Here is a 14,270-nt window from a genome sequence, read left to right on the forward strand (position 1 = left end):
GAAAGTTCTATCAGATAAATTTTTATTCACTTAATCTTTATCAAAAAATGACAGAAAATAAACTATCAAAAGGTATGTTTTCACGTATCTTTTCTACTATAAAAATGGCTTTAAAAGGCGAAGCCGATTTTGATTATACTTCCGGAAAAATAAAAACAGCCGTCATTCTACTCGCCATTCCGATGGTGTTAGAAATGATGATGGAATCGGTTTTTGCTTTAGTCGATTTGTACTTTGTTGGTCACTTAGAGAACAGCAGTTTTGCCGTTCAAACCGTTGGATTAACCGAATCGGTTCTCACTATAATTTATTCATTAGCCATCGGAATCAGTATGGCAGCCACAGCGGTTGTTGCCCGAAGAATTGGAGAAAAAGATCCGGTTGCTGCGGCAAAAGCTGGTATGCAGGCGATACTAATTGCTGTTGCTGTAAATACCATTCTCAGCATTTTCGGAATCATTTATGCGACGGATATTTTAATTTGGATGGGTTCTTCGCAAGAATCAGCTGTTTACGGAACTTCGTTTGTTCAAATTATGATGGGAGGAAGCGTTTCCATTATGTTGCTTTTCCTAATCAACGGAATTTTCCGTGGTGCAGGAAATGCCGCCATTGCAATGAAAAGTTTGATGTTGGCAAATGGTTGTAACATTATTTTAGATCCAATTTTGATTAACGGTTGGGGACCAATTCCCGCCTATGGATTAACCGGAGCTGCGATTGCGACAACCATCGGAAGAAGTATTGGTGTAATCTATCAAATGTATCATCTCTTCAACGGAAAAGGCGTGATCAAAATGATGGTGGCTTACATAACTCCCGATTTTGATCAGATAAAAGCCTTAGTTAAAATTGCTGCTCCTGGCGTTTTACAATTTGTGATTGCTTCGTGCAGTTGGATTTTTATGGCAAACCTTGTCGCAACTACCGGAGGAGATATTGGTTCTGCGGGTTATCAAACCGCACTTAGAATTATGATGTTTTTCATTCTTCCAGCTTGGGGACTGAGTAGTGCGGCCGCCACATTGGTGGGTCAGAATTTAGGAGCAAAACAAATTGAACGTGCCGAAAAATCGGTGATGGTTACCGCAAAGTACAATGTGATTTTTATGGCTATCATTATGATTGTTACGTTAACCGCTGCCCGACCAATTATCACTTTATTTACAAATGACAAAGCGGTTTTAGACATTGCCGTGGAAGCGATTCAGATTATGAGCTTAGGCTATGTTTTCTACGGTATTGGAATGGTACTCATCAATGCATTTAACGGAGCAGGAGATACGTGGACACCGACAAAAATTAACTTCTTCGGGTTTTGGTTGTTTCAAATCCCGTTAGCTTATTTTTTAGCGAAGTTTTTAAAAATGGGTCCAACCGGCGTTTTTATGGCGGTTCCGATAGCAGAAACGTGCATTACCATTGCAGGTTATATTTTGTATAAAAAAGGGAAATGGAAGAAAATGGTGGTGTAACTAAATTAATAACCATATAAGTCATTTAAGTTTTTCTTATATGACTTATATGGTAAAATTTATTTTTGCAATCTATCATTTAAAATTTCCAACAATTCATTATGATTTATTTTGATTAAGTCTGCCTGAATACCATATTGTGAATTAGCTAGTCTTAAACTGAATATTCTTGTAATTCTATAATAAACTGAGTTCTTAAATCTTTGAGAAGGCTCTTTGAGTTCAATGAAAATTTTTCTGTTTGTTGGAATCCCTTTATGATGAGAAGTAACCAAATAAAATGACTTTATCTCATCAAATCTTAAAGATATGGGTTTTCTAAAAATAGTATAAATAACCAATTCATTTGTACTAATGGTAAGTAAAGGCTTCTTACGAAATAATAGTTTTATAGAAATAATAATTCCAGATAAAAACAACAATAATGCTAATAGCAAAAATGTACTTCTTAAAGGTTTTGATTCGAAATTAAATATACTTTCATAAAAAACAAATCCAAAAAACACAAAAACTGAAGAAATCAAAAATAAAAAAAACGCGGTAAGTTTACTCGAATAAAAGTGCAAATCTTTATTTAGATTTAGTTGTGGTTGTATCTGACACGCTTTTATTTTGAAGTAAATATTTAAAAAATGATTTTAACTTATATGGTAAATTTAAACCGTCTGATAATTAGCATAAACTTCAGCAATCTCTTCAAAAAGTGCCATTAACGGCATTGCTCCGTCGGTTGTAACTAATTTTTGTTTGTATTCTTTAAATCCGTGAATGCCTTTAAAATAATTGGTGTAATGGCGACGCATTTCAAAAATTCCTACTCGTTCGCCTTTCCATTCCATTGACCAAATTAGGTGATTTCGGGCGGCTTCGATGCGGTCTTTCATCGTAGGTTCGGGTAAATGTTCTCCTGTTCTGAAATAATGTTTGATTTCATTAAAAATCCAAGGATAACCAATGGCAGCACGACCAATCATCATGCCATCCAGACCATATTTATTTTTATACTCCAATGCTTTTTCGGGCGAATCGATGTCACCATTCCCAAAAATAGGCATCGTAATTCTCGGATTGTTTTTTACACGAGCAATGTGCGACCAATCAGAATGACCTTTATACATTTGTGCACGCGTTCGGGCGTGAACGGTTAAGGCTTGCACACCAATGTCTTGCAAACGTTCAGCGACTTCATCAATGTTGATGGAATTTTCATCCCAACCTAAACGGGTTTTTACTGTTACGGGAAGATTGGTTCCTTTTATAACGGCTTTGGTTAATCGAACCATTAAATCAACATCTTTTAAAACTCCTGCACCGGCTCCTTTGCAAACGACTTTTTTAACCGGGCAACCAAAATTAATATCAACTAAATCGGGTTGAACTGTGTCTACAATTTTGGCAGACATTTCCATCGCTTCCTCATCGCCACCAAAAATTTGGATTCCAACCGGACGTTCGTAATCAAAAATATCGAGTTTCATTTTGCTTTTCATTGCATCACGAATTAATCCTTCGGACGAAATAAATTCAGAATACATCAAATCGGCTCCGTGCAATTTGCATAAGCGACGAAACGGCGGATCGCTCACATCTTCCATTGGTGCAAGAAGTAAGGGAAAGTCGGGTAAGATGATGTTTCCGATTGTTGGCATTGGAACTAAATTTTTTGCAAAAATACTAATTTTTGTTGGTTTCAGGTTTAAGGTTTCAAGTTTCAAACCTAAAAATGAAAACTTTGCTTTATATTTGCACACAATTCGCTAAGGAGCAGGGTTTGCGTTAGGGATGGGAGCGGCATCCTTTTGTGGAGCTTGCGGAACAAAAGATATAGCGGACAGCCCGACCCTTGGGGAACGCCCAAAAAATTTGAATTAAACGAAGATGAAGAACATACGAAATTTTTGCATTATTGCTCACATTGACCACGGAAAAAGTACGCTGGCCGACCGATTATTGGGGGCTACGCAAACTGTGACGGCTCGTGAGGAAAAGGCTCAGTTGCTGGATAATATGGATCTAGAGCGTGAACGTGGGATTACGATTAAGAGTCACGCGATTCAAATGGAATATACGTACAAAGGCGAAAAATATATTTTGAATTTGATTGATACGCCGGGACACGTTGATTTTTCGTATGAAGTTTCGCGATCTATAGCCGCTTGTGAAGGGGCTTTGTTGATTGTGGATGCGGCACAAAGTATTCAGGCTCAGACGATTTCCAATTTATATTTGGCTTTAGAAAACGACTTGGAAATTATTCCGGTGTTGAATAAAGTGGATTTGCCAAGTGCCAATCCGGAGGAAGTGAGCGACGATATTATTGATTTATTAGGATGCAAATTAGAAGATATTATTCACGCTTCAGGTAAAACCGGTTTTGGTGTAGAAAATATTTTGGCTGCGATTATTGAAAAAATTCCTGCACCCAAAGGGAATGTTGATGAACCGTTGCAGGCGTTGATTTTTGACTCACATTACAATCCGTTTCGTGGTATTGAAGTAATTTTCCGTGTGAAAAACGGGGAAATTAAAAAAGGTCAGAAGATTAAATTCATGGCAACCGGAAATGAATATTTTGCCGATGAAGTAGGGACATTAAAGTTGAATCAAGTTCCGAAAAACGTGATTTCGACGGGTGATGTAGGCTATTTAATTTCGGGCATCAAAGAAGCAAAAGAAGTAAAAGTAGGTGATACATTGACCGATGCTAAAAACCCTACCACCAATATGATTACAGGCTTTGAGGATGTAAAACCAATGGTTTTTGCCGGAATTTATCCTGTTGACACAGAAGATTATGAGGATTTGAGAGCTTCGATGGAAAAACTACAACTAAACGATGCGTCGTTGGTTTTTGTTCCTGAAAGTTCTGCTGCTTTAGGATTTGGTTTCCGATGTGGATTTTTAGGAATGTTGCATTTAGAAATCATTCAAGAACGTTTGGAACGTGAATATGATATGACTGTGATTACAACAGTTCCGAACGTTTCGTATCATGCTTTTACCAAAAAAGAACCGGATACGATTTTGATTGTAAACAATCCATCCGATTTACCGGAACCATCAAAATTGGATCGTGTAGAAGAACCGTATATTAAAGCAACTATCATTACGAAATCGGAATTTGTGGGGAACGTGATGAGTTTGTGTATTGAAAAACGCGGTGTAATTACCAATCAAACCTATTTAACTACTGAAAGAGTTGAATTGAATTTTGATATGCCGTTGGCAGAAATTGTATTTGATTTTTATGACCGTTTGAAAACGGTTTCCAAAGGATATGCTTCGTTTGATTATTCGCCTATTGGGATGCGTACATCGAAATTAGTAAAATTAGATGTGTTATTAAACGCTCAATCGGTCGATGCTTTGTCTGCGTTGATTCACGAAGACAATGCGTATAATATTGGTAAAAAAATGTGTGAAAAACTGCGTGAATTGATTCCGAGACAACAGTTTGACATTCCAATTCAAGCGGCAATTGGTGCAAAAATCATTGCTCGTGAAACGATAAAAGCGTTACGAAAAGACGTAACCGCCAAATGTTACGGTGGAGATATTTCCCGTAAACGAAAATTGTTGGAAAAACAGAAAAAAGGTAAAAAGAGAATGCGTCAGGTTGGTAATGTAGAAATTCCACAAGAGGCGTTTATGGCGGTGTTGAAGTTGAATGATTAGAAGAGACGCTGAGTGGCTGAGAAAATATAGGAGAACCCAATGACGAGAGTTGTTGGGTTTTTTGTTAGCCCACGTTTTCAACCTTTGGTTAAATTTCAAATCCATTAAAATAAAAATTCTATATTTGACAAACGCCTTTTTATGCACGACGAAACCCCAAAACGCTTTGACCGCATTGTCGCCATTTTAATTCAGTTACAATCCAAAAAGATTGTGAAAGCACACGAATTGGCTACTCGTTTTGAGGTGAGTTTGCGAACCATTTACCGAGATATTCGAACGTTGGAAGCTTCGGGAGTTCCCATTTACAGCGAAGCCGGTTTGGGTTATTCTTTGTTAGAAGGTTATCGATTGCCTCCAGTTATGTTTACTCGAGAAGAAGCCGAAAGTTTCATAGCTGCCGAAAAACTGATGGAGAAATTTTCCGATAAATCAATTGGCGATCAGTATGCATCAGCGATGTTTAAGTTGAAAGCTGTGTTGAAAAGTGCCGACAAAGATTGGGTTTCTACCATCGAATCCAATGTCGTGATGCAACCGTTGGAAAAAACTTTTCCAAAACAAGTTCCGCATGCCTTGGCTTTTATTTTCAGAAGTATTGCAGACAAAACGCAATTGATTTTGGATTACCAAGCTTTTGAAGCCGATGAAAATACTGCACGAACTATCGAACCGGTGGGTGTTTTTCACGACCATAACAATTGGTATGTGTTGGGTTATTGCCATTTGCGGAAAGATTACCGTCAGTTTAGAACGGACCGCATTCACAACATCCTAAAAACAGAAATCGCTTTCACGAAAGAGCACGAAGCATTGGAATATTACTTGAATAAAGACAAAGAAGAATTTCCCACCACAAAAGTCGTTATTTCTATTGAAAAGAAAATGGCAAAATACCTTTCCGGCGAACGGAAATACCACGGATTTGTCTCTGAGAAAGTAGTTGGAAATAACGTAGAAATGACTTTTTTATGCAAAGACATTGAAGATGGTTTCCCCAGATTTTTTCTAATGTTTGGCGACTTTGCTACGATTCTTGAACCGGAACGATTGAAAGTAAGGGTTTTGGAGTTGATGGAAACTATTAAAAGGAAGATTTTGAAATGACTTTTTTTTGAACCATTAAGACATTAAGAAAACAACTTAATGATTCTTAACACCTTAATGATTCAAAATTTTAATGTTAGAAAACTATCTCTCCCAGAAAAAAGGCGGTTCAATTCCTAAAGCTCTCAAATACACATATCCTTGTCCACGATGATGAATTTCGTTATCAATAAAATAAAGGATATTATGGATAATCGGAAATTCATATTGTCCAAAAAGATTAAAAGTCTTATCGAAATCTTCTAGCGGTAACAAACTCCAATAGTGATTAATTTCTTCGGTGGCTTTGTCCCATTTTGCTAAGTATTCTGCTTTGGTTTTCCCGTTATCGGTGTTTTCGTCATACGGTTTTACTTCCCGGTTCACGATGCCTTTCATGGCCGGAGCTCCAATGGCTAACAATTCGGAAGTCAATTCGGCAAACGTTCGCATACCGCCAACAGAAAATTCAAAAAAATCTTTTTCAGGAAAGGCTTCAATCACTCTTCGGGTTAGCGAACGGTGACCTTGCCAGTGTTTTAACAAATCTTCTTTACTAATTACTTGGGCTGTTGTTGTCATAATTTATTATTTAATGATTAATGAAGCAAAGCTAAAAGCACCAAGTGACAACAGTTTGTCAGTAGGATTGTATTTTAACACATAAAAATCAGATCTAATTATACGTTTTATTTTAAAAAATCAATCCTATTTTGTTAGAATACGTTTTTAAACGTTAAAAACACGGTCACCTATTCAAGTTTTTTTTACATTAGCTAAGGTTTTATTAAAAAAATGAAGATATACATTTCGAGTATTTTGCTGTTTTTTACAGTTGCTGTTTTTTCACAGGGAATAGTTGTTGATACAACCACCTATACTATTCCTAATTTGGTGAGAAATGTATTGATGCAAAATTCTTGTTCAAACGAAACAAATTTTCAATTTTCTTCCAGAAGAAGCATAGGAGCTTTTACTAGTTCAAATCCAAATTTTCCTATTCAACAAGGGGTGATTATTAGAAATGGTATTGCTAAATATTCTCAAGGCACTTATTCCGGAGCTAATCTGAGTAGTCAAATTAATACAAACGGAGATGTTGATTTACAAAACATCAGTAATTCTTCCGGCCAAACAACCGGCATCACAGATGTTGCCTTTTTGCAGTTTGATTTTACTCCAATTTCAACCAATTTTAGTTTTGATTTTTTATTTGCATCAAATGAATATGGCGAATACCAATGTGGATTTAGTGATGTTTTTGCCTTTTTATTAACCAATTTAACAACCGGAGAAACCACAAATTTGGGGGTTATTCCAAGCACTACAACACCTGTTTCAGTTAAAAATATACGAAACACTCAGTTTAACACCTCATGTTTATCGCAAAATCCTAATTTTTTCAGTAGATATAATGTAACAAATCCTGCAACCTCAGCCATGAATATGAGAGGAGAAACGGTTTTAATGACTGCCTATTCAGAAGTTATTCCAAATCAAAATTATAGGATTAAGATTGTAATTGGTGATTATAACGATAGTGGTTATGATTCAGCTGTTTTGATTGCTGGCGGAAATTTCAGCACTTCAGCTGCTTTAGGACCTGACATTACTGTATGTGAAGGCCAATCGGTTGTTTTAAACCCAAATTTAGGAGCTGGTTTTAACTATACTTGGATGTTGAACGGTGAAGTCATCCCGAATGCTATCGGCCCTAGTTACACGGCCACGCAACCAGGAACGTATTCATTTAATGCTACATTTCCAAATAGCACTTGTTCCATTTCAGATGAAATTATGTTAAATGAGTTACAATACAATCCTTTGAACTCTTTGTATGTTTGTAATACCGGTCAGGCTACTTATCCTTTTAATTTAGCTTCAAATTCCTTAACAACATTAGGATTAGATCCTACCGTTTATTCCTTATTATATTTTGCTAATTTAGAAAATGCAAATGCAAATGGTCCATCTATCCCGACGAATCAGTTAAACGCCTATATGAGTGCCGGAAATCAGACAATATATTGTAAAATAGTAACTCTTTCTTCAGGTTTTATCTGTAGCAACTTAATTCCTTTTGAATTGGTTGTGTCGCCTGAAATTGTTGCTAATACACCTAACGATGTCTTAATTTGTACGGTTGGTTCAGGTAATGTGATTAGAAATTTAAACAACTATATCCCAACGGTTCTTAACGGGCAAAATCAAGATGATTTTGTAGTTACTTTTTTTAATTCTGAAGCCAATGCAATGGCAAATCAAAACCCTATTCAGAATACATCTGGGTTTCCTATGAGTAACACACAATCACCTTATACAATTTGGGTAAGAATGCAAGATGCTACTAATCCGCTTTGTTTTGATGTCATAAATTTCAAAATTAGAATTGAATTCAGACCTCCAGTTGATACAAGAGACCAAGTTGTGGTTTGTAGCAGTTATATTTTACCTCCTTTAACACACGGCAATTATTATACAGAAACCGGAGGAAATGGCACCTTATTAAGTGCAGGAGACATTATTGAAGACACAAGTGTAATTTATATTTATAGTGGACCAACTGACGAAAACCCTTGTGATAATGAAAGTTTTTTTGCAGTAATCATAATTGAAGATGTTGAAATAGAAGAAATTGGTTGCGGCGTTTTCATAGTTCCGGGATTGCCTGCCGGAGAATTTTATACGCAACCCAATGCAGGTGGTGATTTAATTCCTGCCGGAACGCAACTCAATACTGATCAAACCATTTATTATCATGCGGTTATTGATGATGTCTTTTGTACAGAAAAAGTTGTGAATGTGGTTATATATCCATTACCACCTGTGGATGAATTACCAGATGTTGTCACTTGTGATTTTTATACTTTACCTATTCCTGTTAACGGAACCAATTATCTTGACACTGCAACGGGTGATCTTTATGGTCCGGGACAAACGATTACTGAAAGCATGGTTTTAATTTTAACCAATATTGGTGAATTTTGTGCCAGTCAACATGTGTTTTCTGTAGATATTATTTATACTCCGGACTTTGATGATGAAATAACGGCTTGTGGAAGCTATACTTTGCCGGAATTAAATGTTGGTAATTATTTCACACAACCCTTTGGTGGCGGCTCTCAAATTCCATCAGGGACCGTGATTACAAATTCACAGACCATTTATTTTTATGCTCCAACTACCACTTCTCCCAATTGCACGGATAATTTAAGTATTGATATTATTATCAATTCGTCTCCTCCAATTAACACCCCTTCAAATGTAGTGGCATGTGGTGCATACAGTTTACCTCCTTTAACAATTGGTGGTACTTATTATCAATTAGCTGACGGAGAAGGTTTTTCATTACAACCCGGTCACATAATCACAAACACGCAAACTGTTTATATTTATGCCGCAATAGGAGATTGTATAAGTCAATATAGTTTTTTAGTTCAAGTAAATCCGCCTCCGCCGGTTGACAGTTTTACTGATGTGTTTATTTGTGAAGCCACTTTTGTTTTACCGCCCTTAACTAATGGCAGTTATTACACCGCAAATGGCGGACCGAATGGTGGTGGAATTAATTTGCAACCAGGCACAGTTTTGACCAATTCTCAAACTATTTACATATATAATCCTCTGAGTTATATGCCTTCTTGTTATAGTGAAAGTTTATTTAGTGTTTCTTTAAATAATTTAGAATTAGGTGATTTACCCAACATCAACGCTTGTGACAATTATGTTTTGCCTTCATTAACATTAGGCAATTATTTTACAGCACCTAATGGCTCGGGAACACAACTAACTCCCGGAACCGTTATAAATACAAATCAAACCATCTATGTGTATGCTCAAGTAGGTGATCGTTTAAATTGCTCAGCTGAAAAATCATTTACTGTTACTATTTCTACAACTCCTGTTTTAGATGCATTTACAAATGTTCAAAAATGCGGTAGTTATGTATTACCGGCTTTAACTCAAGGTAATTATTTCACCGGCCCTAATGGAACAGGGAGCTTATTGACAGTAGGAAGTTCAATTACAACCTCTCAAACCGTATATGTTTTTGCTACAGCTTCAGATAACACTGCTTGCTTTGATCAAAAATCATTTGTTGTAACAATTAATCCTTTAAATAACCTACAAATTCCTGAAGGGGTAATTTGTGTTGATTTTGAATCAGGTGACTTAATTACACCTCACCTATTTCAAACCGGCTTGAGTGCTTCAAATTATACTATTGAATGGTTTTTAAACCAAACTTTAATGGGAATTGGCACTAATTATTTGGCTACACAAGAAGGAACTTATGATGTGATAATTACCAACAACTTCCCGGATAATGGCACAAATTGTGGTTATAGTAATACAACAGCCGTTGTCACAAAATCTAGTAAAGCAAAAGCCTATTTAACCGTTATTGACGACTTTTTAGATTCCATTTCAATTTATGTAACAGTAACAAGTGGTTTTGGTAACTATGTATTTCAATTGGACGACAACCCAATTCAACCAAGTCCGGACTTTCACAATGTAGCCTCCGGTCAACATATCATAAAAATAATTGATACCAAAGGAGATTGTGGCTTCATAGAATTAATTGCCAATGTATTAAAATACCCTAAGTTTTTTACACCTAATGATGATGGTTACAATGATTATTGGAATATAACCGACCTGTTTTATCAAAATGAAGCCATTATCTTCATTTATGACAGATATGGTAAATTGCTGAAACAAATTAGTCCTTCAGGTCTTGGATGGGACGGCAGATACAACAACAATCAAATGCCGGCAACCGATTATTGGTTTGAAGTTCGTTATACAAAAGACGAAAAACCAACTGTTTTTAAATCCCATTTTAGTATCAAACGATAACCCTGATATTTTGTACCTTTGCCTTCTAAATGAAATAGCATGTTAGAAGATAAAAATCCTCAAAAAACGAGTATTGACCAATTGGGAGAATTTGGTTTAATTGACCATTTAACTAAAAACTTTCAAATAAAACACGCCTCAACTATAAAAGGAATTGGGGACGATGCGGCGGTTTTAAATTTTGGAACCAACAAAATGGTGGTTTCTACTGATTTTTTAATTGAAGGTGTTCATTTTGATTTGGCTTATATGCCACTCAAACATCTGGGTTACAAAGCAGTAACAGTAAATCTGTCTGACATTTGTGCGATGAATGCAAAACCAACACAAATTACCGTATCTATTGCTGTTTCAAATCGATTCCCGCTGGAGGCTATTGAAGAATTGTATGAAGGAATTGCATTAGCTGCAGAAATTTATAAAATCGACATCATTGGAGGAGACACCACCTCATCACAAAAAGGTTTATTACTATCCATTACAGCAATTGGTGAAGCAAAAGAAGAAGAAATCGTTTATAGAAATGGTGCAAAAGCAACCGATTTACTGGTGGTAAGCGGCGACATTGGTTCAGCCTACATGGGATTACAAGTTTTGGAACGAGAGAAACAAGTATTTCAAGTAAACCCAAACAACCAACCGGATTTAGAAAACTATACTTACCTTATAGAAAGACAACTTAAACCCGAAGCTCGAACAGATATAAAAGAACTTTTAGAAAAACTGGAAGTAAAACCAACGGCTATGATTGATATTTCAGATGGTTTGTCCTCAGAAATTATCCATTTGTGTAAGCAATCTGAGGTTGGCTGCAATCTATATGAAGAAAAACTACCGTTAGACCCACAACTCATAACCGTTTGTGAAGAATTCAAAATAGATAGCACCACCATTGCAATAAATGGAGGCGAAGATTATGAATTATTATTTACCATTCCAATTGATGATTTTTCTAAAATAAAAGGCAATCCTAACCTAACCGTAATTGGTCACATGGTAAACAAAAAAGAAGGCATTCATTTGATTACAAGAGCCAATGAGGCTATCGAATTAAAATCATTAGGGTGGAATTCATTTACAAAATAACATAGTGATTAAACATAAAAAAAAGCAATACTTTGGTGAGTATTGCTTTTTTTAGTAATCGAGTAGTCGTTTTTGGTTAAATCTCCTTAAAGTTGGGGCAAAAAGGGTGGCATTTCGATCGTTTAACTACTCAATCTCGTTCGTAGGTTTTGTTATAATTACATGAAAAAAATTACTTCTTTTAACTGATGTAAAAATAGAAAGCATACAGCTACTAATTGTTACGGTTTCCCGTAAAAAATGATGCGGTTTTCCGCGTATTTTAAATCAAATAAAAAAAGCAACAGTTTGGGGACTATTGCTTTTTTCAATTTTCATACTTAGAAGTGGGTCAATCTTAGTAGGTATCTATTTTTGGAACAGAAAGGATGAAACATTTTTTTTATTGACCATAACTCCTAATTTCTCTTTTCAGAGAAAACCAATAACAACTAAACAAATAAATTACAGGGTAAAAGTACACAGTACCAACTCGTTACTTATTACGGTTTCCCCTAAATTTTTTACGGTTTCCCACAAAATTTTATATAAAAAAAGCTTGATTCTAAATCAAGCCCTTCTTTTTTGCTTCGGAGATCAACTCTACATCACTGCCGCCCTTTAAGTGCAACAACTCCTTTAAGCTAAGTTTTCTTTTTTCAACTGCACTTAATGAAAGTGGCACGTAAGTGGGAATATCTTTGGTTTTTATACCTTTTGAAAGGTGAAAAAGTATTTGTTTATCAAACTCATCAATATGAATACTTTCATGTTGCGATTGACTGACAAACTTGATAACCGTTTGACTGTAATAATTTTCATTATTTAAAATTTTATCAAAGGCTAACAACAATTCGTCAAAAGTTAAATCGTTTTTAATCACCAAACCATTAGGGTTAATATCTTTAATAATGTTGTTTATTTTAATTAACTCCGTATGCATGGTTAACAAGATTACCTTACAATCGGGTAATATTTTTCGAATCATTTTAGCCAAATCTTCTCCCGAATGAAGGTTTTTCTCTTCATAAGCCGGCATACTAATGTCTAAAAAAGCAATATCAAAATGATTTTGATTTCCGGTTAAAATTTCATAAGCCGATTTGCAGTTATTGGCTTGACTTACGGTATATTGAAAACCTTCAGCACTGTAACTCTTTAATGCATTTTTGTAGGCTTCAATAATAAAAGGATGATCGTCAACAATTAAAATTTGGTAGTGGTTTAGCATTTTATAGTTGTTTGTGGTTTTCTGTCATTTAAAATAACAGTCAAATATAAAAAAGAAAAAACACTTTTGAACGATTCGAAGGTGTTTGTTAAAAAAAAGTACTTATTTCTCTATCCTTTTTCACAGGTAAAATTCGCAGTGTAAAAGTGGCTTGAATTGTTATTACAAGATAACAGTGATTAAACGGTTACAGAAATTATAATCAAATTTTTACTACCAAGTAAAATACTTTTTGTTTTGTTTTCTTGAAATTTTGTTTTCATGACTTATATTTATTAATTACAAGCAGTGCAAAAGTTACCGACAGTTCAAATGTAGTTACTCAAATAGTATTGGTTTGTTTGTAATTGGAATTCTCACAATTTGGTAGGGTTGTCGCATTGCACTTTGGATGCTCCCGGGATTTAAATTAATAACATCTATTACAACATTATTCTCATTTTCGATAATACTCGCAATTTCTATTAACCATCCTGGATTTCCACGTAATTCATCAAATACTGCGATAACAATGTGTGTTTGAAAATTAATGTTTGTTGTTGTAAATTCATTCGTAGTATTTGAATCGAAAGAATTCATTTTATTTAAGAGTTCAAGCCAATCAACTTGACTATTAATAACATAATTACCTGGTAATATGTCCTCTGACCCAGCACCCCTGAGCATACCTATACCTATTAATTCATACTCAATATTTACAGGAGTAAATGGCTCATCATCATTGTTGCTACAAGATAAAAATGAAAAAATAGCTGCAAAAATTAGAATCAAATTTTTACTACCAAGTAAAATACTTTTTGTTTTGTTTTCTTGAAATCTTGTTTTCATGACTTATATTTATTAATTACAAGCAATGCAAAAGTTACCGACAGTTC

General features: G+C 35.3%; 10 protein-coding genes. 5 read left to right on the plus strand and 5 right to left on the minus strand.

Annotation, left to right across the window (positions count from 1 at the left end):
* Window positions 1-47 precede the first annotated feature (47 nt).
* Window positions 48-1,475, plus strand: coding sequence for an MATE family efflux transporter (locus IEV15_RS04745; RefSeq protein ID WP_188361365.1), 1,428 nt, complete (start codon window positions 48-50; stop codon window positions 1,473-1,475).
* A gap of 59 nt (window positions 1,476-1,534) precedes the next feature.
* Here the strand turns inward: IEV15_RS04745 and IEV15_RS04750 are convergent, their stop codons facing one another.
* Window positions 1,535-2,041 (minus strand): STM3941 family protein, encoded by a 507-nt coding sequence (locus IEV15_RS04750; protein WP_308418831.1) that lies wholly within the window; start codon window positions 2,039-2,041, stop codon window positions 1,535-1,537.
* A gap of 90 nt (window positions 2,042-2,131) precedes the next feature.
* Window positions 2,132-3,124, minus strand: a complete 993-nt coding sequence (dusB, locus tag IEV15_RS04755) for a tRNA dihydrouridine synthase DusB (protein WP_188361367.1) — start codon at window positions 3,122-3,124, stop codon at window positions 2,132-2,134.
* Window positions 3,125-3,353: 229 nt separating this feature from the next.
* On the opposite strand from dusB, the gene lepA reads away from it, so the two are divergent.
* Window positions 3,354-5,150, plus strand: coding sequence for a translation elongation factor 4 (lepA, locus tag IEV15_RS04760; RefSeq protein WP_188361368.1), 1,797 nt, complete (start codon window positions 3,354-3,356; stop codon window positions 5,148-5,150).
* Between the two features lie 141 nt (window positions 5,151-5,291).
* Window positions 5,292-6,257: a helix-turn-helix transcriptional regulator gene (locus IEV15_RS04765; RefSeq protein ID WP_188361369.1), complete on the plus strand. Its 966-nt coding sequence runs from the start codon at window positions 5,292-5,294 to the stop codon at window positions 6,255-6,257.
* An 84-nt stretch (window positions 6,258-6,341) separates the two neighbouring features.
* On the opposite strand, the gene IEV15_RS04770 is transcribed toward IEV15_RS04765, so the two are convergent.
* Window positions 6,342-6,818, minus strand: a complete 477-nt coding sequence (locus IEV15_RS04770; protein WP_188361370.1) for a DinB family protein — start codon at window positions 6,816-6,818, stop codon at window positions 6,342-6,344.
* 213 nt (window positions 6,819-7,031) lie between these two features.
* Between IEV15_RS04770 and IEV15_RS04775 the strand changes: the two genes are divergently transcribed.
* Window positions 7,032-11,099: a T9SS type B sorting domain-containing protein gene (locus tag IEV15_RS04775; protein WP_188361371.1), complete on the plus strand. Its 4,068-nt coding sequence runs from the start codon at window positions 7,032-7,034 to the stop codon at window positions 11,097-11,099.
* Between the two features lie 39 nt (window positions 11,100-11,138).
* Window positions 11,139-12,185 (plus strand): thiamine-phosphate kinase, encoded by a 1,047-nt coding sequence (gene thiL / locus IEV15_RS04780; protein ID WP_188361372.1) that lies wholly within the window; start codon window positions 11,139-11,141, stop codon window positions 12,183-12,185.
* 544 nt (window positions 12,186-12,729) lie between these two features.
* Here the strand turns inward: thiL and IEV15_RS04785 are convergent.
* Together IEV15_RS04785 and IEV15_RS04790 are read right to left on the minus strand one after the other, a co-directional pair.
* Complete coding sequence (locus IEV15_RS04785) at window positions 12,730-13,395, minus strand: response regulator (RefSeq protein ID WP_188361373.1); 666 nt, start codon at window positions 13,393-13,395, stop codon at window positions 12,730-12,732.
* A 318-nt stretch (window positions 13,396-13,713) separates the two neighbouring features.
* Entirely contained in the window at window positions 13,714-14,223 is a 510-nt protein-coding gene (locus tag IEV15_RS04790; RefSeq protein WP_188361374.1) for a protease complex subunit PrcB family protein, read from the minus strand.
* Between the last annotated feature and the right edge of the window lie 47 nt (window positions 14,224-14,270).

Origin of the sequence: Flavobacterium orientale, assembly GCF_014638005.1 — a bacterium.
Taxonomy (GTDB): Bacteria; Bacteroidota; Bacteroidia; order Flavobacteriales; family Flavobacteriaceae; genus Flavobacterium; species Flavobacterium orientale.